Here is a 22,282-nt window from a genome sequence, read left to right on the forward strand (position 1 = left end):
CAGTGTCGGCCATTTATTCGTCTGTTGTGTAATGAAATCTCATCGAATTCCATTCAGCGGGTACAACTTTGGCCTGTCATTGCAACGTCGTAATGGTCGCACGCAGACAATCGCCGTAATCGCCTGCCACGCGCCCGCGCGTATCTCCGATCTGAACGGTGATACTCCTGAAGTGCTTGCCGTCGTGCGGTGTTGAATAGCTGCGACTGTCTCCGCCGCCGTGCAGAGAGAGCTGCTGCCCGTCGAGCCACGCGGTATAGGGCACGGCGGTGTTATCGCCACTGAGCGAGGTGTGGCGCAGCTGCCCGTGATTGTCTGAGGTAACTGTCAGGTTGTATGCGCCATTGGCGCGCACGGCGAGCAACGCGGAGAGGCTCTCGCCGGTTTCCAATCTGCCGAAATTCATACCCGCAGACTTGCCCAGCTGCCCTTTTGTATTACCGGCCAGCCGCAGGTCCACCTGCGGCGCGACCCGGATCGAAAACGGGAAATCGATCTCGCGCACCGGGTGACCGTTGGCAAAAATCCGCGCGACAAAGTTATTCGCGTAATCTCCGGCGCGACGCGCCTGCCCGCGGGGAAGCAAGAGCGCAATATCGACCTCGGCGCCACGGGCGGTTTGCTCAAACCGCAGCCACCGCTGTTCATTGCCATTCATCGGCAGAATCCGGTCGCTCATGTCGCGGAATGTCACGCTCACAGGCTGCCCTGGGCCCAGAAGTTCGGCGCTGGATGTCGGCAACAGCGCGAGGCCGAAGCGACACTGTCCCCGCGCAGCAATGATCAGCCGCAGCCGCCCGACTTCATCGCGGTCTGCGAAGGGGTAATAGACCAGGCCGGACTGGCCCTCGATCGAGACCGACTGCACGGAACAAGCTTGTTCATGGTTATCCGCAGCCCATGCGGCAACGCCGGTCGACAATAGCAGTATCCAACTCAGCACCCGCGCAAGCCGTGTCATAGTCCTATCCGCTCCCTGATAATACCCAACTCGACAATCCCACTCGCCCCCTCTTCGATACGGAATCGAACGCTCAAATCTCCCCGCTGGGGAAAGACAATCCGGTAGTCGCCCGGTGCCAACCCCTGGGCGACGAAGCGGCCGCGCTTATTGGTAAAGGTGGATACCGGTGCAAATTCACGTCCATCGGTCGCTGTGATTTGCCCGGCCATCATACCGATGGCATCGCCGCGGGTGTCCTGAACCTCACCGATCACGGTAATCGAGGCCTCGGATCCGGCCATGTAGGCCGTGCCCGAACGGTAGAGCGGAAACGCATTGCCTTCTATTTCGCCCATGTCATAGCCGAACGGCGGACTCTCGGGCTCCCAGCGCACGCGCTGGGAAACGTAACTGTTAACCGCCGGCACCACCGCCGGCCCAAAATCGTCGGCAATGGCCGCATAGCCGCCCTGGCGTTCGTCAACCAGAATGCGACTGCCATCGAGGGTCTCGTGGCGGCGCACCATGATGAAAGAGTCATTGATCGGCCGTCCCAACGCGAAGCTGCCGTCGGCGTAGGCGAGGCTGGATCCCAGCCTGAGCGCGGTCAACTGCGCCGGCTCCAGGTCGACATCGGTAAAATGGACATAGCTGTGGTCCAGGCCCAGCTGGAATCGATTCGCCTGGTACAAAGCGCCCAGGTCGGCGCGGTACGTATCCGTTTCAGAGCGCAGCGCCAATGCGCCGGAAAAATCGCCGACAGCGCCATACTGATACCTGCCCAGCAGCAGTTCACCGGTTTCATCGAAGGAATCCCACTGCGCACTCGCCAAATGTCGCTGACCGAGCGGCGCAGACAGGCGGACAATCGCGCGCGCTTCCTCGATTTCGGAGACCTCCTGTTCGAACCTGACGGAAACGTTGACGGGGCCGAAGCGGCGCGTGATATCGAAGCTGTAGACCTTTTCTTCCGGCTCCGTATCGACAAAGCTTTCCGCATGGCGGGCGCTGGCACTGATATAGCTGCCGAATGGCCCCGGTGCCGAGTAGCGCGCACGCAACTCGGACTTGTACTGGGCATTGGGACTTTCCTGGCCGAGATAGGTAAACAGGTCATCCCTGGCAACGGCGACCAGATCCAGCTCGTGGGGGCTATTTCCGCCGACAAAGAAGTCATAAGACCAGCGCAGCGAAGCCGCGGAGCCGCGTCCGACGCCCTCCAGGTCGCTCTCGCTCAGGTTGCCAGCCAGAATGCCAACGGGTGTCGTGAAGGAGATTTCGCCGCCGGCGATCTGTTGCACCTCGGAAGCCTGGTAATTGGCGCCCAGCGTGAGATAGTCGGTAAGGCCGTAGCGATAGAATCCCGAGAAGGCGGGCGCCTCATAGTCGTAGTCTATGCCAGTGGTGTTAGAGAGCCCGCGCTGGTAACCGGCGTTGAAGGAAAATTCGGAAATACCCTTCTTTAACAGAACTGGGTCGGAAAAGAGGGAGAATTCGATTCGGCGCTGCTGGCCGGAGGGGTCGGTAATCAGCAGCGAAACCTCATTGACCCCCGCATTGACGGCGAATTCGCTCAGGTCGTAGCGTCCCGGTTCGAGGCGCAAGGCATTCTGAAAAAACCCATTTACATAGATCTCTACCGTCGAGCGCTGCGTTACGGTAAAGCTGCGTGTGCCGGTCGGGGTAATATTTCTCAGCGGCTGGATATCGGAATAGGCCCGCTCGATGGACAGGCCCAACAGGGGCGGAGATACCTGAAACTCCGTCGCTCGATAATATATATCGCCCGCGGAATAGCGCACGGCCCGCGGTATATCGTCGTGGACCAGGCGGAACTCACTGCGCTGCCAATCGGCATCGACGCCGGCAACGGAATCGCGGAAGGCGCCACCCTCAAGCAGCAATCTCGGGTTGCCGAAGAGTTCCACTGCACCGTCAACATTGACCAGAGTATCGAGCCGCTCTTCACCCGAAACCGAGTCCTCCCAACGATACTCCTGCTGCAGATTGACATTAAGATAGGCGGAGCGTCCGGGAAGATCGTAGTCCGACAGATTATCGTAATCGACAATATTCTGGCGCAGGGATACTTCGTGCGTTTGCCTGCGCGAATCCGCCAGCTCGAGTTTGATCTCGAGCGTGGCGGGGTCAAAGAAGATATCGACAAACTCTTCAATAAATGCTCCGACGGGAATTGCCTGCTCATCGGCGGCCTGCGCGATGCGCTCGACCACATCGGCATCGAAGTGTCCTTTGGCGAAGCCCAGCCAACTCTGGCGGTCGATCGTGTAAAGGGCCGTGCCCGAAACACCGGCATTCAGGTTGCCGGCCATGCGCCCGTCTATCGAGACCGGTAGGTTTATATAGATAAGGTTCGGCGCAGCTCCCTGCAACGGCCCATCGGCAGACTCTCCCGACGTAGCGGTGTCATTCCCCATAGTGTTCCCCGGGAATAACAACCAGCCGGCGAGCAGGCTGAGCATAGAATTTCGCAATCTGGCCACTGCTCCTATTCCTTCCTGTGCAGCCGGGCGCCCTGCAGTCCGGCGGCCTCGATTCCAATCAATCGCAACGGGATCGACACCGTCTGCCCAGGCAGAATGGCATCTCGGTTGAGCAGTCTGGCGATATCCAGGCCATCAAAAACGACGTGTCCGCGGTTACTTTCCATGCCGATTTCGTAGTCCGACAGCAAGGCGTATTGCCTGCCAGTATTGCGCAATTCCAGGGAAGCGCTGCCATCCACATACGGCGGGAAGAAGCCGACATCTGGATTTCCACCGGCCTCCACGTGCACCGGTAAGCGCCAGGAGGTCAACAGCTGAATTTCCGCCTCGCTCTCTGATCCGGCAATGGTGAGAGGAAGCTCATCAATCGCGAGATAATAAGACGCACTGCGCAGCAACTGCCTTTCGCCACGCCAGGTTACCGTCACCTGTCTCGTCTCCCCGGGTCGCAGCAGCAACTGCGGCGGCAATATTTCCAGCGGCATCTCTAGACTCCCACTCGCTGCGGAGTAGTGTGCGATGGAGAACTCCAGAGGCACTTCAACCGCCTTGGTTGAAGAGAGTGTCAGCACTGCGTGGGGAGATTCGTCGAGATTTAGTTGCAGTCGGGTCGGTGTCACGGACTGCGCCAGCGTTGTAGAAATGCTGGCCATCACGAGAATAGTGACAGCATAAAAAAAATTTCGAACAGGCATTATCATCTTTTGTTAAATATCAGTTCTGGGGTTCCCTGCACACCACCCACCTTGAATGTCCGCAAAGCTCCCGGCGTAATCAGCGTTCTGCCGGCGATATTCCCCAGGTCGAATCCACCGATTTCCTTCTGGCCAAACTTCATGCCCAGCATGTCGATATAGATGAATTCATTGCCGTAATTTCCAATGGATACGACCACACCGTCCCCTTCCGGGCGATGGCGGACGAGTTCCGGCTTGGACGCAAAGTCCTGAGAGGTCACATGAATCGACGCGCTGATCCGGAAAACGGTCTGGACGCCGGAGCGGCCCAGGCCGGAGAGGTCCACGGGCTGCTCGCTGGCAAACAGTGCGAAGGAGCGCGACTGCGACAGTGCACCGCCCACCCACTGGATGCGCACGGCCTGCGCCTTGCCCGCGGGCACGACGGCCTGGGGCGGGAAGATCACAAAATCGTCATCGGCGGGCGTGGTCACCTCGCTGCCGTCTTCATTGATACTGCGCTCAACGATTTCGAAGACAATCGGCAAGTCGACCTTGCGGGGATTCCGGAGGACCAGCGTTTTGCCGGTAATATCCGACGGCATTGTCAGCACATTTACCGTTGGATGGAGAGTAAACGACAGAGCGCTCTGAACAGACAGCGCGAGCAGCAGGAGACCGACCAACGGGCAGAACAGGTTTCGCAGCATGAAAGCGATCCTTATCTCGCAGTCGGGACACTGGACTGGCACCCAGTGCCCGCTGCAGGAAGTTAATTAAACATTATCTGCCCGGTCAGAACATCGGTATACAATCCGGCGACTGTCGCAGGCGCGATCAGGTTAATTCTCAAATTGCGGGGAGCATCCACGTTCGCCACCGGCACCGGCCACATGCCGATGACAGCCGGCGCGACGAGTTGCGTGGCGGGCAGCAGTCCCTGGACCGTTAACGTGTAGCCGACATTGGTGGGGCCGACTAGGAAGCCGCCACTGGCGGACGAAATGGTTACTGTCGCAGTGCCGGAATAGTTGCAATTGGCAACTAGCTGTTCGGCTTGCTGATTTGCCGTAGTGTCCATTTGCAGGTTGTTAAATGGTCCATCCAAAATCGCGTCAATATTGCATTCTTTGTCCAGTGTTCCGGACAGGGGTATATTCACGCTGGTCGCGGCATATGCGCTTCCGGCTGCGATAAATGCGACGGCAGCGCCGAGGGCGGGTAAATGTTTCATGAGTTAGTGTCTCCTTTACAAACATAACTCTCGGAGAGAAAGAAAAGATTGACTTGTAATCGATGCAAACCAGAAGGCGCAGTGACAGCGGAACAAATAGGTAATGTGCGCAAAAAAGCAAACACCGCCGATTACAGACTTCCGGTCATTTGTTTCCTTTTTTCGTCGATGCAATTTCATTTACCAACCCTGCACTGGTCACAAATCGATCATGACTGAGTGTATAGGGCCCAGATATTTTTTCGAGACTCTCGTCTGAATAAAGTCATTTACTTCTTTCTGAACTGGGTAATTTTTCTCAAGAATAAAATTTTATGACTAGGCCAGTGACAAAAAAATCGCGTAGAGTGATTGCCGTCAGAACAGCAATCACGCCACCGGCGCAAAAAAATGGATAGGTTTAAAGGAATGACAGGCTTGGCTGCGGCGGCAGGTCTATTGGCCTTTGTTGGCTACGGTGCCAGCAGTCCATCCAGAGAGGCAGGCGCACGCCCCTCTCTTGGCAAACTGGCAACTCAGCAATCAGCCCCCCACGCCGTCGGATTGCAGCGCGGCGCGTGTGCGGCCGGCCTGCCGGGGCTCATCACCCTCTTCCAGTTCCATCGACCTGGTCGGCAGGCCCTTGAATTCGCCGCTCTGCATAGAGGTGGCCATCGCCAGCATCTAGCCGTTGCTGGAAGCCAACAGGCCGGCAGCCACCGTGATCCGCACCTCCACATTACTGTCGGCAAGGTCGTTGTACTTCGCCCGCTTCAGCCAAAACAGCAAGCAGTCGAAGCCTCATCCAGCCGTTATCCGGTCTACTGAGGCCATAACATCTATGCTAAAAGCAATATCAAAGGCAAAGCCACAAACTAGGATTTTTCATCACTCAGGGCTTCGAAATTGTGGCACTAAGAAGTAAACACTACTGAAATAGCGCGATAATTTCCCTGTCACGCCGAAACGTAACTGTCTCGACATTGCAGGTAAACACATTAAGAAGGATTTACGATTGTCATGGGTTCCATCAGGCTGGAAGTGAACGGCCGCTCCGATGTCGGCCAGGTACGAGACGAAAATGAAGACAACATCCTCTGGCACAAAGATCCAAAATTTCCGTTTGCTTATCTCATCGTGGCGGACGGCATGGGCGGTTACAGTGGCGGAGCCATAGCAAGCCAGATCGCCGTGGACACCTTGCATGAATATCTGAATGCACTAGTCGACAAGACTTTTCTTTCCTGCTCTGAAAGGCAACGGCAACATATATTGCGGGCAGTACTCATCGATGCCATTGGCAGTGCAAATTGCCAGATTCTGGACACCAAAAATAACCAGCCGCAATTTTCTCAAATGGGCACCACGCTTGTAGCAGCGGCGGTATGGCAAGATTTTCTCATCGTCGCCCACATCGGCGATTCACGCGCCTATCTTTGGAATAACCATGGTCTACAACGCCTCACAAGTGACCATAGTGTGGTTCAGGAATTGATCGACTGCGGGCAGATCACACCAGAACAGGCGCAGGTCTCGCAGATTCGAAACCAGATCACTCGGGCTCTTGGTGTTTCACGAACAGTAGATCCCGTAGTCAGCAGTTGGTATTTGACCGATGACACAGTGCTGCTGCTGTGCAGTGACGGCCTGACAGATTATCTTGACGACAACACTATAGAACGGTTTCTCGCATCACGTGAATCCGCACGGAGCTGCGCTTACCGCCTGGTCGAGCACGCCAATTGTCTTGGTGGCCGAGACAATATCACCGCGGGCATACTGGAATTTTCCGCCAATGCGCAATTAGACTTAACAAATCCAGACCCCACATTCAAGCATCGGCCTCAATTGGACGATTTAATAGTGCGTACCCCTTAACACTGCCTTTCTCTGTATCTAGATCTACTAACGCAGCCGCAGAATGTCTCACGCAGTCGGTAGCGTGATGGCTCGAAAAGCTATTCAGTCCGATTGTCGTGGAATGAGCAACAGCCCGTCGACCTGTACAGGCGGCCGAGCCATTGTGTAGTCGGGCCCCATGGAAGCAGCCTCGCGTTGCTAGTCGAATCGGAGATTTTTTTCTAGAGTGTCGCGTATCAGGGCCGCGCCACGATGAGGCAAAGACTAAAAGCTACAATGCAAACGCGTTTTCCACTGTTGATTAGCTCATGGCAGAAAATTTCAGAATCGGTGGCGTGTCCATTATGCGCGGCGAGGCTCGACGTATCGATCTGCCCGTGGTGCGGCTCTATACCGATACGGAAATGGCCATCCCGGTTTACGTGCAGCGGGGCAAGAAGAGCGGTCCGACCATGTTCGTCTGTGCCGCGCTGCACGGCGACGAACTGAATGGCATCGAAATTATCAGCCGCCTGATCGGCAGTCGCTCGCTCAAGTCGCTGTGCGGCACGCTTATCGCGGTACCGGTGGTCAATGTCTACGGCGTGCTGCAGCATTCACGCTACCTGCCGGACAGACGCGACTTGAACCGCTCGTTTCCCGGCTCCGCCAAGGGCTCGCTGGCCGGGCGCATGGCGCACGTATTCCTCGACGAGATAGTATCCAAGTGCGATTACGGCATTGACCTGCATACCGGCGCCATTCATCGCAGCAACCTGCCGCAGATACGCGCCAATCTGGATGATGAGGTCACCCACGGCATGGCCAGTGCGTTCGGCGTGCCGGTACTGCTGAACGCCACGCTGCGTGATGGATCCCTGCGCCAGGCGGCGGCGGACCTGGGCGTGCGCATCCTCCTCTATGAGGCCGGCGAGGCCCTGCGCTTCGACGAACTGTGTATCAGAGCCGGCGTCAAAGGTATCGTCAATGTGCTGCGCCACCTGCAGATGTTGCCAAAGGGGCGCAGACAGCACAGCATCGAGCCCTTCGTGGCCCGGCGCAGCGGCTGGCTGCGCGCCAGTGACAGCGGCATCGTGAATCACAAGAAGGGCCTGGGCGACCACGTGCGCAAAGGCGAGGTGCTGGCCACCATCGCGGATCCCTACGGCCACCAGCTGGACCGGGTGCTCTGCAATGCGGACGGGATTATTATCGGCAAGCAGAATATTCCGCTGGTACAAGAGGGCGAGGCCATGTACCACATCGCCTATTTCCACGAGCCACACGAAGTGGCGGAAAATCTCGAGCTGCTGCAGGACAGCCTGCTGCCGGATGAAAATTTCTAGTGAAGAATTGCGCGGGCACGCGTTAGGCGCCCGCGCAAATGGGATGGGCTACTGCGACTGGAGCAGTTCCAGCACCTCCTTGCTCGGGTAGCCCTGCACTTCGACCCCGGCGCTCTCCTCGAAAGCCCGGATCGCCTTGCGCGTACCGGAGCCGGCTTTGCCGTCGATTTCGCCTTTGTAGAAGCCTTTTTCCTGCAGCAGTTTTTGCAGCTCTTCCACCTGCGCGCTGTCAATCGGCGTAAAGGGACGCTTCCAGTCTTTCACCAGTCCCGGCGCACCGCCGATCTGGTCGCCGAGCAGGCCTATGGCCGTGGCATAGCGGTCGGAATTGTTGTAGCGCTTGATCACGAAAAAGTTTTTCATCATCAGGAAGGCGGGGCCATTGCGTCCGTCCGGCAGTTTCAGTTCCGCCTTGGCATTTCGGTCCGGGAACGGCTCACCATTGGCGCGCTTCACACCGAGCTTCTCCCACTCGGCAATCGTTAGGGTGCCCGCGGGCAGTTTGCGCTCGGGAATGGTGACCTCGAAGCCCCAGGGCTCGCCCTTGCGCCAGCCGTTGCTGGCCAATAGGTTGGCGGCAGTTGCCAGCGCGTCGGGGACCGAATTCCAGATATCGCGCTTGCCGTCGCCGTCGATATCTACCGCATAGGCCTGGTAACTGGTGGGGATAAACTGCGTGTGACCCATGGCTCCGGCCCAGGAACCCGTCAGATGGCTCTCGTCGATATCGCCACTCTGCAGAATCTTCAGTGCGGCCAGCAGTTGCTGGCGGCCGAACTTCTTGCGCTGCGGGTCGGCGTAGGCCAGCGTCGCCAGCGAGCGGATAACATTGCGCATGACCTCCTCGTTCTCGAGGATGCCGCCGAAACTGGATTCCACCGACCAGATTGCCAGCAGGTAATTCGGATCGACGCCGAAGCGCTGCTCAATTTTCTCCAGCCATGGCTGCAGCTTTTGCTTCTCTTTCTTGCCTTTCTCGACTGCGCGCTTCTGCACGCGATTGTCGAAATACTGCCAGACCGGCGCCTTGAACTCCGGCTGGTAGGCGGCCTTGTCCAGAACCCACTGGTCCGGAGAGGTAATGCCTTCAAAGGCGCGATCGTAAACCTCGCCGGAGATGCCGTTCTTGATGGCCGTGCTGCGGAAATCCTTCACCCACTTTTGAAAGCTGGGATCGGGCGCCTGCTGCGCCGAGACAGCGCTCGTAAATAACAGAATGGCGAGCAGCGTGGTAAGGCGAACCAGTTTGGATAGTGGATGTGGGCTGGGCATAGTGGTTCCTTCAACGCGCAACAGATTGCTCGCTCAAGGGTAGAACGGGATAGTGCCAACCGAAAGGCGGATTCTGCCGCCTGTGACGGCGATCAAAATGCCTCAGGGAATTACGTAGAAAAGTACGGCAAAGAAATGCAGCACGCCCCCGGCCAGTACGAACAGGTGCCAGATCGCGTGGTGGAATCGCAGGCTGCGCCAGAGGTAGAAGCCGATGCCGCCGGTGTAACAGAGGCCGCCCAGCACCAGCAGCCACAGACCGCCGGGTTCAAGGCTGTTTATCAGCGGCTTGATAGCGGCGATGACCACCCAGCCCATCAGCGCGCTCAGGGTGATCGACAGGGCGCGAATTCTCTTCAGCGGCGTGAACTGGATGATAAGCCCGGCCAGGGCCAGGCCCCAGATGATGCCGAACAGCCACCAGCCCCAGGACCCCAGGTAGGTATCGGCCCCCCGCAGGGTCACCAGGGTAAACGGTGTGTAAGTGCCCGCTATCAGCAGGAAGATGGCCGAATGGTCGAGGGTGCGCAGTATCTCCTTGGCGCGGATATGACTGATGGCGTGATACAGGGTCGAGGCGCCGAAACACAGAATCAGCGTGGCGGCGTAGACACTGGAGCTGACGATATGCCAAGCGTCGCCGCGCAGCGCGGCGAAAGCGCAGAGCACGCCGAGACCGGCGATGGCCAGCACAGCACCCACGCCGTGGGTAATGCTGTTCGCGACTTCTTCCGCGAAGCTGTAGCGGTGGGCAATGGAGGAAGACATGGGGCACCCCGGTCAGACAGTTCGGCGTTAAGTCTGGCACACATTTGTGACCAGATGCTTAAACTTGGTTCAATCATCGGCAGCCTGGCCGCGGAAAGCAAGGCCAGATCCGGACCGGGGGTTCACAGTGCAACCGGGATACACCCGGTCGCACGCTAGATGCTGGGGTTGTGAATACCCATCTCGCACAGGGCGGAGGACTCGCGCACTATGGTCTCGTTGCGGTCCGGGCCGGTGGAGATGATGTCGATCGGCGCGCCCACCAGCTCCTCGATGCGGGCGATATAGGCGCGGGCATTGGCCGGCAATTCCGCCTCGCGGCGCACGCCAAAGGTGGTGTCGCTCCAGCCGGGCATGGTTTCGTAGACGGGTTTAACGCCTTCCCAGCCGGCGGCGTCGAAGGGCACCGGAATTTCCTGACCTTCGCTGTTGCGGTAGCCGACGCAGATCTTCACCTCGGCGAGACCATCCAGCACATCCAGCTTGGTCAGACACAGGCCGGAGATGCTGTTGATGCGAATCGCGTGGCGTACGGCGACGGCGTCGAACCAGCCGGTGCGGCGCGCCCGGCCGGTGGTGGCGCCGAACTCGTGTCCCTTCTCGCCGAGGTGGCGGCCGACATCGCACTCCAGTTCGGTCGGGAAAGGGCCACCGCCGACTCGCGTCGTATAGGCCTTGGTGATGCCCAGCACGTAATCCAGGTACAGCGGACCGAAGCCGGAACCGGTGGCGGTGCCGCCGGCCGTGGTGTTGGAGGAGGTCACGAACGGATAGGTGCCGTGGTCGATATCCAGCAGCGAGCCCTGGGCTCCTTCAAACAGAATGTGCTCGCCCTTCTCGCGCGCGCAGTGCAGGTGGTCCGCCACGTCGGTGATCATCGGCACCAGCTGATCGCGCCAGATTTCCGCCTGCTCGAGAATTTCCTCGTAGCTGACCGGTTCCACCTTGTAGTACTGGGTCAGGGCGAAGTTGTGGTATTCGAGCAGTTCCTTGAGCTGGGTGCAGAAGCTGTCCCAGTTACACAGGTCGCCGAGGCGCAGGCCGCGACGCGCGACCTTGTCTTCGTAAGCCGGGCCGATACCGCGGCCGGTGGTACCGATCGCCTTGTCGCCGCGCGCCCTCTCGCGCGCCTGGTCCAGCGCCACGTGCACCGGCAGGATCAGTGGGCAGGCCGGGGACAGGCGCAGGCGCTCGCGCACCGGCACATTCTTCGCTTCCAGTTCGGCCATTTCCTTCAGCAGTGCTTCCGGCGACAGCACGACGCCATTGCCGATCAGGCAGGTCACGCTGGGGCGCAGAATGCCGGAGGGGATCAGGTGCAACACGGTTTTCTCACCGTCGATTACCAGCGTGTGACCGGCGTTGTGGCCGCCCTGGAAGCGCACCACCAGCGATACCTTTTCCGTCAGCAGGTCGACGATCTTGCCCTTGCCTTCATCGCCCCACTGGGTACCCAGCACTACTACGTTTTTGCCCATTTGCGTAAATCTCTGACTCAAGTTTTTCCCCGTAGGAGCGGCCGGAGGTCGCGAAGCAGCGCAGGCCTCGCGGTGTTCCGATCGCGGCCTCCGGCCGCTCCTACAAGCAGATTAATCTTAGCTTTCGCGGAGGTGCGCCGAGCGCACCGTCGCTTTTGGGCGAATCAGCCGCGCGGCCTCACCACCCAGTTGTTACCCTCACCGAGGACCAGTTCCCGGTCACAGCGGGACTGTACCTCACCCTCGGCCCCGTCTGGCAGCGCGTATATAACCACCTCGCCGGTGCGGCGCAATGCCTCCACCGCCCGCCACAGGGACTCCCCGTCCGCGCCGTCTTGCAGTGGCGCGAGTATGGCGCCCTCCGGCGGCGGCGCGGCGCGCCCGAGCGTATTCAGGGATACCAGGTCGCTACTGAAGCCGGTGGCGGGGCGGTCGCGACCGAACGCGGCGCCGATGCCGTTGTAGCGCCCGCCATTGGCGAGCGCCTGGCCATGGCCCGGCGTATAGGCGGCGAATACCAGCCCCGTCTCATAGTCGTAGCCGCGCACTTCGCTCAGGTCGAAGAACAGCTCCACCGCCGGATAGCGCTGCGCCAGGGCTTCCGCCACCCGCTGTAGATCGGCTAGGGCGGCCTCCAGTTCCGCCGGCGCACCCGCCAGCAGATCGCGCGCGCGCGCCAGGCAGTCGCGCCCGCCGGCCAGGCGCGGCAGCGCCCGCAGCCACGCGGCCACCTGTGGTTCGGACACATTGTCGGCAACCCAGCGCTGCACGTCCGCGCTGGCCTTGCTCTGCAGCAGCGCAAACAGCTCGCTGCGCTGCTCAACGTCGAGCCCCGCCGCGCTGGCGAGGCTGCGGTAGATGGCCACATGGCCCAGATCGAGGTGAATCTTGTCGATACCGGCGATCTGCAGGCTCTCGAGCATCAGCGAGATGACTTCAATGTCGGCCTGCAGGCTCTCGACACCGTAGAGTTCGGCACCTATCTGTATCGGCGCACGCGAGCCCATCGCCGTGCGCGGGCGGGTGTGCAGTACATGGCCCGCATAGCAGAGACGGTTGGCGCCGGCGCGGGGGAAACTGTGGGCATCGATGCGCGCGGCCTGGGGCGTAATATCGGCGCGAATGCCGAGGGTTCGGCCGGAGAGCTGATCGGTAACTTTGAATGTGCTGAGATCGAGGTCCCGCCCCATGCCGATCAGCAGGGATTCGGTGAACTCCAGCATCGGCGGTATCACCAGTTCGTAGCCCCAGCTGTGGTAGAGGTCCAGCAGGCGGCGGCGCAGGGTTTCTATCTGCATGGCGTCCGCGGGCAGGATTTCCGCGATGCCATCCGGCAGCATCCAGCGATCGGCTTGGGTCATGGTGATGTGTGTGTTGTCAACAGTGGCGGGAGCGCCCTTCACAAAACGGCAGGGCCGGAGGCGCCGCGAATACGTGCAGCGGCCGGATATGCCGTTTTGTACAGCCGCAGGCTGCCCGCAGGGTGAGGGCCATGGATGGCCCGAATAACTAAAAAAACCGGGCACGGCCCGGTTTGCGTGATTTTACCACCAAGTGTTGGCGGGAAGGTAGGGCTTTGCGCGGGATTAACGTAGTTTTGCCGCCGGCAAGGGCGGCCCCAGAGCCCGCCCTTGCCCCCTTCCTGTTTAGTAGAGGCAGATTCCTTACTTGCCTTCCGAATCCTTCAGATAGCGGAAGAACTCGCTGTCCGGCTCGATCAGCAGCATGTCCGCGCGGTCGTTGAACGACTCCCGGTAAGCCTTGAGACTGCGGGTGAAGCGGTAGAACTCCGGATCCTTGTTGAAGGCTGCGGCGTAGATCGCCGCGGCGTCGGCGTCGCCGGCACCTCGCAACTGCTCAGACTCGCGATAGGCCTCAGACTCTATCTCCACCACCTGGCGGTCGGCGTTGGCGCGAATGCGTTCACTGGCCTCCGCGCCTCGGGCGCGGTGGTCGCGCGCCTCCAGTTCGCGGCCGGCGCGCATGCGCTGGAACACGGATTCGGATACTTCCGGCGGCAGGTCGATGCGCTTCACACGCACATCGATGACTTCGACGCCGAGGTTCGTTTGCGCCACCTGGTTGAGGTTCTTGGTGATCTCGGCCATCAGCTCGTCGCGCTGGCCGCTCACCACTTCGTGCAGGTCCCGCACACCGAACTGGTTGCGCAGGCGGTCGTTGATCTGCTCTGACAGCAGCCGCACCGCATTGCGCTCGTCGCCGCGGGTGGCGACATAAAAGCGGCTCACGTCGAAGATGCGGAACTTCGCGTAGGAGTCCACCATCATGAACTTGTTTTCCGCATTCAGCATCCGCACCGGGCTCGAGTCCACCGTCTGGATGCGGGCGTCGAACTTGCGCAGTTCGTGCACCAGCGGAATCTTGAAGTAGAGCCCCGGCTCATAGTCGGCGCGGATCATGCGGCCGAACTTGAGCAGTACCGCCTTCTCCGTCTCCTTGACCACGAAGGCGCTGGAGGAAATGGCCAGTATCGCGAGCAGCAGGGCGGCGATAATTACCAGTGTTCTGTTATTCATTGCGTCACCCCCTTAGCGTACATTCTGGCTGCGGCGGCTGTTGGCAGCCTCGGTCCGCAAGCGCTCGACGATGCGCTGGTAGACCTCATCCACCACGTTTGGCGACACATCTTTGCGCTGCACCGCCTGGGCGTTGCTGTCCCGGGCCAGCTTGTCCAGCGGCAGGTACATCATGTTGCTGCCGCCCTCGACATCCACCATTACCTTGGTAGTGTTGCTCATGACCTCCTGCACGGTATCCAGATAGAGGCGCTCCCGGGTAACCGCGGGGGCCTGCTGGTATTCGGCCAGCAGCTTCTCGAAGCGCACCGTCTCACCGCGGGCCAGCTCTACCACCCGGGTCTTGTAGGCCTCGGCCTCCTCGAGAATACGCTGGGCCTGACCGCGCGCGACAGGTATGACCTGGTTGGCGTAGGCCTGGGCCTCGTTCTGCAGACGCACCTCGTCCTCGCGTGCCTTGGTGACGTCGTCAAAGGCGTCCTGAACTTCCCGTGGCGCCTTGGCATCGGTCAGGTTGACCACGTCGATGCGAATACCGGTCTGATACAGATCCAGGTACTGCTGCAGGCGCTGCTGGGTATCCGTCGATACCTGGGTCCGGTTCTGCGAAATGACACCGTTCAGCGTCAGCGATCCGACCACGTGGCGCAGCGCGCTGTCGGTGGCCTCCTGCAGGCTCTTCAGCGGGTCACGTACCCGCAGCACATAGGATTCTGCATCATCGATATGCCACTGCACGGTCAGCACCACCTCGACGATATTGGCGTCTTCGGTGAGCATCTGCCCGGTGGTGCGCTCTGTCCGCACCTCGGTCATGTTGACCTTGGTGACCGTATCGATCAGCGGCGGATTCCAGTGCAGGCCCGCAGTCTCGGTGGAATGGTATTTGCCCAGGCGCAGCACCACGGCGGATTCGTTGGCGTTGACCTGGTAGAAGCCCCACAGGCCGTAGAGAACCGCCACCACAATCAACACCAGTGACCAGGGGAAGCCGCCAGAGCCGCCGGCGGCGCCAGTTGAGGGGCCGCCGCCGAACAAGCCGTTCAATTTCTGCTGCAGCTTGCGCAGCAATTCGTCCAGATCAGGCGGGCCGTCGTTGCGCTTGCCGCCTCCCCCCCAGGGATCTTTGTTGTTACCACCCGGCTCGTTCCAGGCCATCGAAATACTCCAACTCTAATCGTTAAGCTTTTGGTACCGGCGGATTCTAGCATTCTTCGCCGGCGAAATATTGCCGCCAGGACCCGCGAAGGGGTAACTTCGCCGCGACGATCGCGCGCAAACGCGCCAGTGCGGCCGTTATTCCTCCTCGAGCCCCCGGCCCTGCACGGCTTCGACCAATGGCTGCCACGCCGGTGCGCTGCCGCTGTTGACGAATGGCGCCAGCAGGCGCTGAAAATCACTGCGCGGCAGCAGCAGTTGCAGCTCGCAGTCGCCGTTGTCGCGGTATTGCTCGCCCTGCACCGCATTGATTTCGTAAAGCTGCGCGCGCAGCCGCGACTGCTGTGGCGTTGTCACCAGCAGGCCGCGCACCATCTGTTCGCCCAGGCGCTCGGCGATCGCCTCGATCAGCAGGTCACTGCCGGCGCCGGTTACCGCGGAGAGCCATACTGCGCGCGGCACGCCCTGATCGTCCCGCTCGATGCGCGGCTCGCAGTCCTGTAACAGGTCGATCTTGTTGTACACGATCAGCTGCGGCAGCTCCGCCGCATCGATTTCCTCGAGTACATTCTGCACCTCTTCCATCAGATGCAGCCGGTCCTCGGCCGCCGCATCCACCACGTGCAGTAACAGCGTGGCGCTGGCCGCCTCTTCCAGGGTGGCGCGGAAAGCCTCTACCAGTTTGTGCGGCAGATGCGACACGAAGCCCACGGTATCCGCCAGCACCATCGCGCCCACATTGGGCAGCTCCACACGGCGCATGGTCGGATCCAGGGTCGCGAACAGCTGGTCGCGCACATAGACATCAGCGTCGGTGAGGCGATTGAACAGGGTCGATTTGCCGGCGTTGGTGTAACCCACCAGCGAGACAGTGGCGACCTCGGCGCGGGCGCGCGCGCGGCGGCCCTGCTCGCGCTGGCGGCGCACCTTGTCGAGCTTTTTCTCGATGGAATCGATGCGCGCGCGCAGCAGGCGACGGTCGGTCTCCAGCTGCGTCTCACCGGGACCGCGCAGACCGATGCCGCCCTTCTGACGCTCCAAGTGGGTCCAGCCGCGCACCAGCCGCGTGGCCATATGGCGCAACTGCGCCAGCTCCACCTGTAGCTTGCCCTCGTGGGTGCGCGCGCGCTGGGCGAAGATATCGAGGATCAGTCCCGTGCGGTCCAGCACCCGGCACTTCAGTTCGCGCTCGATATTGCGCTCCTGGCTGGGCGACAGGGTGTGATCAAAGAGCACCAGCTCGGCGCCGTTATCGTTCACCGCCTGGCGGATCTCTTCCAGCTTGCCGCGGCCGACAAAGGTTTTGGGGTCCGGCGTGGCGCGCTGGCCGAAGATGAAAGTCACCGGGTCTGCACCGGCGGAGAGCGCCAGCTCTTCAAATTCACGCGGGTCGTCGGGACTGTCTATCGCGGACAGCTCAAGGTGTACCAGCACCGCCAGTTCACCGGATTCCGGTCGTTCGAAAAACAATGGGAAATCTCTGTTGCGGGACCGAGCTTTCGCCCGGAACCCTGATTGAAGCCGCAGTACACGACCACAAATTCCAGGGCGTCAAACTGCAGGCGCCCCGGCGAGCCGAGGCGCAGATCAAACCTTGTATAAGGGCGGTTTAACCGAAGGTTTGTTCACCACCTTCACCAGCGCCCTCGCCCCCCTGCTGCGCCGCCGGGTTCAGCAGCGGTACGCGCACCGCGCGGGACGGAACAACGGTAGAGATGGCGTGTTTGTACACCATTTGGCTGACAGTATTTTTCAGCAGCACTACAAACTGATCGAAAGATTCTATTTGTCCCTGAAGCTTGATGCCGTTAACCAGGTAAATGGAAACTGGGATACGTTCTTTGCGCAATACGTTGAGGTAAGGGTCTTGTAAGCTGTGCCCTTTTGACATCTTTTTTCTCCTTGTCAAAAGCTGGAAGCGAATGCAGGCCGCAATCGCGCCCACGAAACCCGTGGACTAAGAGACGACTGAGGTTGAATACGCGTATAAAAAAGAGCCGGTAATGGCCGGACTCTGTGAATAAACTGACTGAGCGGGCTTGCCCAACCACGTTATGGATGCTCAGGCGAGAAATTTCAAGGCCTCCGCCAAGATTTCGTCATTTTTGCGCACTCGACCATCGATGTCCTGTGCGTAAATCCCCGCCAGATCCGGCCAGCGCCGCAACCAGGTCAGCTGGCGTTTCGCCAGCTGGCGCGTGGCGGCGATGCCCGCCTCGACCATCTCGTCATAGGTCAGGCGGCCCTCCAGGTATTGCCAGACCTGGCGGTAGCCCACCGCGCGGATCGCCGGCAGGTCCTCGTGCAGGTCGCCGCGCGCCCGCAGCGCCCTGACCTCGTCGACAAAACCCGACTCCAGCATGCGCCGGAAACGGATGGCGATCCGCTCGTGCAGCAGCGCCCGGTCCCGCGGCAACAGCGCCAGCTGGCGCAGGTCGTAGTGCTCGACCAGCGAATCCCGCGCCTGTTCGCGGCGCAGTTGCGACAGCGGCCTGCCGGTCAGCCGATAGACCTCCAGTCCGCGCTCGATTCGCACCGAGTGATTGGGGTGCAATTCGGAGGCCAACTCCGGATCCACCTGGGCCAGCTCGGCGTGCAGCGCGGGCCAGCCCTCGCGCTCGGCGCGGGTCTCGATCTCCGCGCGGATGGCCGGATCCGCCTCCGGCAACTGCGCCATACCTTCCAGTAGAGCGCGAAAATACAGCATGGTTCCGCCGACCAGCAGCGGGATTTTGCCGGCGGCGACAATCTCGGCCATGGCCTTCAGTGCGTCTTCGCGGAAGCGGCCGGCGGAGTAGGATTCCGCCGGGTCGCAGATATCGATCAACCGGTGCGGATAGCGGACCAGCTCCTGCGGCGATGGCTTGGCGGAGCCGATATCCAGGCCGCGGTAGACCAGCGCCGAGTCGACACTAACCAGCTCCACCGGCAGGCGATCGGCCAGCGCCATCGCCAGGTCCGTCTTGCCAGAGGCGGTGGGACCCATCAGGAAAATGGCCTTTGGCAATGCGGAATGCGGAATGCGGAATGCGGAGCCCTCTTCCTCATCACCATTCCGCATTCCGCATTGATCATTCCGCATTGATCACTGCCCCCGCATAAACCACTTATCCATATCGGCCAGTTTCACCTGGGTCCAGGTCGGGCGGCCGTGGTTGCACTGGCCGCTGCGCTCGGTGCGCTCCATATCCCGCAGCAGCGCATTCATCTCCGGCACCGTCAGGCGTCGGTTGGCGCGCACCGAGCCGTGACAGGCCATGGTGCCCAGTGTCTCATTGATGCGCTCGGCGATGCGGTCACTGCCGCCCTGGGCCAAGAGGTCGGCGAGGACATCCCGCACCAGCTGTTCCACCTCGGCGCCGTGCAGCATGGTCGGCACCTGCCGCACCAGTAAGGTCTCCGGTCCGGCGCGCTGCAACACGAAGCCGAGCGCAGTGAATACCTCGCTACGCTCCTCGAAACAGTCCGCCTCGCGCTGACTCACGGCCAGGCTCACCGGCACCAGCAGCGGCTGCGCCTGGATGCCGCCGGCAGCGTGGGCCGCTTTCATCTGTTCGTAGACGATGCGCTCGTGCGCCGCGTGCATATCCACCACAACCAGGCCCTGCGCGTTCTGCGCCAGAATATAAATGCCGTGCAGTTGCGCCAGGGCGAAACCGAGCGGCGGGCCGTGGTCCGCGTCTGGCGAGCACTGCTCGCTGCGAATACCTGGAGCGGCCGGTCGGCCGGACTGGTCGTCGCCCCAGGTACGGCCGCCTGGCAGGGGTTGCGCCTCGGCGATACCCGGCTGCACCTGATACGGCTGGTGCAGGGCGCCGTAGGCGCTCATCTGCTGCTGCAGACTGTCCGGCGACGGCCGCGCTGTCAGCGGCATCGTCTGCTGGCCGGCAAATTCACCGGCGGCCACTCCACTGACGGCCTCGGATTGCGGCCGCTCGCTTACCTCCCACTGCCCGGGCCGCAACTCTTTATCCCCGGGGCGCACAGCGGCCAGCGCCCGGTGCAGGCTGCCGAACAGGAAATCGTGCACCAGGCGACTATCGCGGAAGCGCACCTCGTGCTTGGTCGGGTGCACGTTCACATCCACCGACGCCGGATCCAGTTCCAGGTAGAGCACGAAGGCCGGGTGGCGGCCGTGATAGAGCACGTCGGCGAAGGCGCGGCGCACCGCGTGGCTCACCACCTTGTCGCGGATGGCGCGGCCGTTGACATAGAAAAACTGCAGGTCCGCCTGGGAGCGGGAGAAGGCCGGCTCGGCGACCCAGCCCCACAGGCGCAGGCCGCTGCGCTCCACATCGATATGCAGCGCGTTCTGCATGAAGGCCGGGCCGCACACCTGGGCCACGCGGCGCTCCATCTCCACCCGGCCGCTGCCGGCGCGCAGGTTGTGCACGCCCTTGCCATTGTGGCGCAGGCTGATGGACACGTCGAAGCGGGACAGCGCCAGGCGTTTGATGGTCTCGTCGACGCGGTTGAATTCGGTCTTCTCGGCGCGCAGGAACTTGCGCCGCGCCGGCGTGTTGAAGAACAGGTCGCGCACATCCACGGTGGTGCCGCGCGGGTGCGCCGCCGGCACCAGCTGCGCCTGCATGTCCCGCCCCTCGGCACTCACCTGCCAGCCCTTGCCGCTGTCGTCGCGACTGCTGGTCAGGGCCAGGCGCGCCACCGAGGAAATACTCGCCAGCGCCTCGCCGCGGAACCCCAGAGTGGCGACGGCCTCCAGGTCTTCCAGGACGTGAATCTTGGAGGTGGCGTGGCGGGCCAGTGCCAGCGGCAGATCCTCTCTGTCGATGCCCTTGCCGTTGTCCCGCACCTTGATGCGCTTGATGCCGCCGCTATCGATCTCCACATCGAGGCGTGTCGCGCCGGCGTCGAGGCTGTTCTCCAGTAACTCCTTGATCACCGAGGCCGGCCGCTCCACCACCTCGCCGGCGGCGATCTGGTTGGCGAGGCGGGGGGACAACTGCAGGATTCTATCGGACATATCAAAATTCTCTGTAGGAGCGGCGGGGCGGCCATCCGCCCATGGCCGCGATCGGACTTTCCGGCTGTCCCGGACATCGATCGCGGCCATGGGCCGCTCCTACAACTCCATTGTTCAGCCAGAGGGGATGGTCAGCGTCTGCCCCACGCGGATCACCGAGGTGTCGATGCCATTGATCTTCTTCAGGTCGTTGACCGACACATTGTACCGCGCGGCGATGCCCGACAGGGTGTCGCCGCTGGCGATGGTGTGGCGGCGGTCGACCCGATCGGAGTTGGCGGCCAGCCAGCTGCCGGCCGGCGGCCGGCTGGTGAAGTGCGCCACTATACCGTCGCTGAGTTTCTGCGCCAGTCTGCGCTGGAACGCCGGATCGCGCAGTTGCCGCGCCTCCTGCGGGTTGGTGATAAAACCGGTTTCCACCAGGATCGACGGCACGTCCGGCGAGCGCAACACGGCGAAGTTGGCCTGTTCCACGCGCTTCTTGTGCAGGTGGGTAATACTGCCCAGCTGCGACAGCACGCTGGCGCCGATATCCAGGCTGGCATTCATGGTCGCTGTCATCGACAGGTCCAGCAGCACTCCGGCCAGCGTGTCGTCCTTGTCGCCGAGATTCAGGCTGCCGGCGCCGCCGATCAGGTCGGACTCGTTTTCGCGCTGGGCCAGGAAACGCGCCGTCTCACTGGTCGCGCCGCGGGTGGAAACCGCGTAGACCCCGGCACCGCGGGCATCCTTGCGGGTAAAGGCGTCCGCGTGGATAGAAACGAACAGGTCGGCGCGCATCTGGCGGCCCCTGTTCACCCGCTCGCGGTGCGCGACATAGTAGTCGCCGCTGCGCACCAGCTGCGCCTTGAAGCCGCGCCTGCCGTCGATCGCCTTGTGCAACTGACGGGCTATCGCCAGCACCACATCCTTTTCGCGCAGGCCGCCGGGACCCAGCGCACCGGGATCTTCGCCGCCGTGACCCGCGTCGATGGCAATGACGATATCCCGCTCGCGACTGACCTGCTGCAGTGTCTTCTCCTCGTTCTCGACCTCGTCATAGAGGTCGATCACCAGGCGGTCGGGCAGATCCCCGTGGCGGCGCAGGGCGAAGCTGCGCGGCCGGGTCTGCTGCTTCAGGTCCAGCACCACCCGCAGGTCTTTCTTGTCCTGGCGGCCGTGGCGCACCCGCTCTATCGGGGTATTTTCCAGCTCGAGGGCGTCCAGTTGCGCGGCCAGGGTCGTGTCGGCCACATCCACCACCACCCGGTGCGGGCCATTCAGGGTGAACAGCTTGTGCTCCGTCGGTCCGCTGAGATCGAACACCAGGCGCGTATGGTCCGGCGCGCGCCACAGGCGCACGCCTTCAACTTCCACCGCACTGACCGGCAGAGCCAGCATTAACATGGCCACCAGGCCGAGAATTCGCTGCCGCACTGAGTTCATTGTTCTTCTGCCCTGTCGCTTATTTTTTGCTGCCTTTCCCTGCACCGAAAATCTGGCTTTTCAGATTATTGACCCGGCAACCAAACAGATTGACGGGTCAGTGCGGCGCAGGGATGTGCCGCCGCTGGCTGCAGG

General features: G+C 61.4%; 19 protein-coding genes. 2 read left to right on the plus strand and 17 right to left on the minus strand.

The window, feature by feature from the left end; all coding sequences use genetic code 11:
- Window positions 1-76 precede the first annotated feature (76 nt).
- From RRF64_RS10530 to RRF64_RS10555, 6 genes are all read right to left on the minus strand, one after another.
- The gene (locus tag RRF64_RS10530) at window positions 77-961 is read right to left on the minus strand and encodes a hypothetical protein (RefSeq protein WP_323845844.1); all 885 of its coding nucleotides are present in this window, start codon (window positions 959-961) and stop codon (window positions 77-79) included.
- Window positions 958-3,276: a fimbria/pilus outer membrane usher protein gene (locus tag RRF64_RS10535; protein WP_323845845.1), complete on the minus strand. Its 2,319-nt coding sequence runs from the start codon at window positions 3,274-3,276 to the stop codon at window positions 958-960. The genes RRF64_RS10530 and RRF64_RS10535 overlap by 4 nt, the downstream gene beginning before the upstream one ends.
- Window positions 3,277-3,452: 176 nt before the next feature.
- Complete coding sequence (locus tag RRF64_RS10540) at window positions 3,453-4,145, minus strand: fimbrial biogenesis chaperone (protein WP_323845846.1); 693 nt, start codon at window positions 4,143-4,145, stop codon at window positions 3,453-3,455.
- Window positions 4,146-4,147: 2 nt separating this feature from the next.
- Window positions 4,148-4,837: a fimbrial biogenesis chaperone gene (locus RRF64_RS10545; RefSeq protein WP_323845847.1), complete on the minus strand. Its 690-nt coding sequence runs from the start codon at window positions 4,835-4,837 to the stop codon at window positions 4,148-4,150.
- A 62-nt stretch (window positions 4,838-4,899) separates the two neighbouring features.
- Window positions 4,900-5,361, minus strand: a complete 462-nt coding sequence (locus RRF64_RS10550; protein ID WP_323845848.1) for a hypothetical protein — start codon at window positions 5,359-5,361, stop codon at window positions 4,900-4,902.
- A gap of 522 nt (window positions 5,362-5,883) precedes the next feature.
- Complete coding sequence (locus RRF64_RS10555) at window positions 5,884-6,015, minus strand: hypothetical protein (protein WP_323845849.1); 132 nt, start codon at window positions 6,013-6,015, stop codon at window positions 5,884-5,886.
- A 345-nt stretch (window positions 6,016-6,360) separates the two neighbouring features.
- Between RRF64_RS10555 and RRF64_RS10560 the strand changes: the two genes are divergently transcribed.
- Window positions 6,361-7,218 carry a Stp1/IreP family PP2C-type Ser/Thr phosphatase gene (locus tag RRF64_RS10560; RefSeq protein ID WP_323845850.1) on the plus strand — a complete coding sequence of 286 codons (858 nt, stop codon included), beginning with the start codon at window positions 6,361-6,363 and terminating at the stop codon, window positions 7,216-7,218.
- A 290-nt stretch (window positions 7,219-7,508) separates the two neighbouring features.
- On the plus strand, window positions 7,509-8,525 hold the full coding sequence (locus RRF64_RS10565; RefSeq protein ID WP_323845851.1) for a succinylglutamate desuccinylase/aspartoacylase family protein: 1,017 nt from the start codon (window positions 7,509-7,511) through the stop codon (window positions 8,523-8,525).
- Between the two features lie 48 nt (window positions 8,526-8,573).
- On the opposite strand, the gene RRF64_RS10570 is transcribed toward RRF64_RS10565, so the two are convergent.
- From RRF64_RS10570 to RRF64_RS10620, 11 genes are all read right to left on the minus strand, one after another.
- Window positions 8,574-9,797, minus strand: a complete 1,224-nt coding sequence (locus RRF64_RS10570; protein WP_323845852.1) for a lytic murein transglycosylase — start codon at window positions 9,795-9,797, stop codon at window positions 8,574-8,576.
- Between the two features lie 102 nt (window positions 9,798-9,899).
- The gene (gene trhA / locus RRF64_RS10575; protein ID WP_323845853.1) at window positions 9,900-10,565 is read right to left on the minus strand and encodes a PAQR family membrane homeostasis protein TrhA; all 666 of its coding nucleotides are present in this window, start codon (window positions 10,563-10,565) and stop codon (window positions 9,900-9,902) included.
- A gap of 155 nt (window positions 10,566-10,720) precedes the next feature.
- The gene (locus RRF64_RS10580; protein WP_323845854.1) at window positions 10,721-12,043 is read right to left on the minus strand and encodes an adenylosuccinate synthase; all 1,323 of its coding nucleotides are present in this window, start codon (window positions 12,041-12,043) and stop codon (window positions 10,721-10,723) included.
- A 164-nt stretch (window positions 12,044-12,207) separates the two neighbouring features.
- Window positions 12,208-13,404, minus strand: coding sequence for an ATP phosphoribosyltransferase regulatory subunit (locus tag RRF64_RS10585; RefSeq protein ID WP_323845855.1), 1,197 nt, complete (start codon window positions 13,402-13,404; stop codon window positions 12,208-12,210).
- Window positions 13,405-13,707: 303 nt separating this feature from the next.
- On the minus strand, window positions 13,708-14,580 hold the full coding sequence (hflC, locus tag RRF64_RS10590) for a protease modulator HflC (RefSeq protein ID WP_323845856.1): 873 nt from the start codon (window positions 14,578-14,580) through the stop codon (window positions 13,708-13,710).
- A 12-nt stretch (window positions 14,581-14,592) separates the two neighbouring features.
- Window positions 14,593-15,738 (minus strand): FtsH protease activity modulator HflK, encoded by a 1,146-nt coding sequence (gene hflK / locus RRF64_RS10595; protein WP_323845857.1) that lies wholly within the window; start codon window positions 15,736-15,738, stop codon window positions 14,593-14,595.
- A 138-nt stretch (window positions 15,739-15,876) separates the two neighbouring features.
- Entirely contained in the window at window positions 15,877-17,208 is a 1,332-nt protein-coding gene (gene hflX, locus RRF64_RS10600) for a ribosome rescue GTPase HflX (RefSeq protein WP_323845858.1), read from the minus strand.
- 139 nt (window positions 17,209-17,347) lie between these two features.
- The gene (gene hfq, locus RRF64_RS10605) at window positions 17,348-17,629 is read right to left on the minus strand and encodes an RNA chaperone Hfq (RefSeq protein ID WP_323845859.1); all 282 of its coding nucleotides are present in this window, start codon (window positions 17,627-17,629) and stop codon (window positions 17,348-17,350) included.
- Window positions 17,630-17,800: 171 nt separating this feature from the next.
- Window positions 17,801-18,799, minus strand: a complete 999-nt coding sequence (miaA, locus tag RRF64_RS10610; RefSeq protein WP_422732625.1) for a tRNA (adenosine(37)-N6)-dimethylallyltransferase MiaA — start codon at window positions 18,797-18,799, stop codon at window positions 17,801-17,803.
- A gap of 24 nt (window positions 18,800-18,823) precedes the next feature.
- The gene (gene mutL, locus RRF64_RS10615) at window positions 18,824-20,722 is read right to left on the minus strand and encodes a DNA mismatch repair endonuclease MutL (protein WP_323845860.1); all 1,899 of its coding nucleotides are present in this window, start codon (window positions 20,720-20,722) and stop codon (window positions 18,824-18,826) included.
- Between the two features lie 114 nt (window positions 20,723-20,836).
- Complete coding sequence (locus tag RRF64_RS10620) at window positions 20,837-22,147, minus strand: N-acetylmuramoyl-L-alanine amidase (protein ID WP_323845861.1); 1,311 nt, start codon at window positions 22,145-22,147, stop codon at window positions 20,837-20,839.
- Between the last annotated feature and the right edge of the window lie 135 nt (window positions 22,148-22,282).

The sequence above is a fragment of the Microbulbifer magnicolonia genome (genome assembly GCF_035117725.1).
GTDB classification, from domain to species: domain Bacteria; phylum Pseudomonadota; class Gammaproteobacteria; order Pseudomonadales; family Cellvibrionaceae; genus Microbulbifer; species Microbulbifer magnicolonia.